The 319-nt window shown below is 47.0% G+C and carries 2 tRNA genes; both read left to right on the plus strand.

Annotated elements, in window-relative coordinates:
- Positions 1–70 precede the first annotated feature (70 nt).
- Positions 71–144, plus strand: a tRNA-Ile gene (locus FC85_RS07355).
- 32 nt (positions 145–176) lie between these two features.
- Positions 177–249, plus strand: a tRNA-Ala gene (locus tag FC85_RS07360).
- Positions 250–319 lie beyond the last annotated feature (70 nt).

Genomic DNA, 319 nt, shown 5'->3' on the forward strand with positions numbered 1-319 from the left:
CGGAATCCTACACATTGTCGAAAGTTTTGTTTAGTTTTGAGAGGTTTACTCTCAAAGTGGTGACGCTTTTGGGCCTATAGCTCAGCTGGTTAGAGCGCACGCCTGATAAGCGTGAGGTCGATGGTTCGAGTCCATTTAGGCCCATCCACCGGCCGTGTTGACCGGAGTTGCATCATGGGGAATTAGCTCAGATGGGAGAGCACCTGCTTTGCAAGCAGGGGGTCAGCGGTTCGATCCCGCTATTCTCCATTGACACGAATGTGTCAAACTTGGTTCTTTGAAAACTAGATAGTATTAATTTTCTGTAGTAATTGTATTG

Origin of the sequence: Lentilactobacillus diolivorans DSM 14421 (genome assembly GCF_001434255.1) — a bacterium.
In the GTDB taxonomy this organism is placed as follows: domain Bacteria; phylum Bacillota; class Bacilli; order Lactobacillales; family Lactobacillaceae; genus Lentilactobacillus; species Lentilactobacillus diolivorans.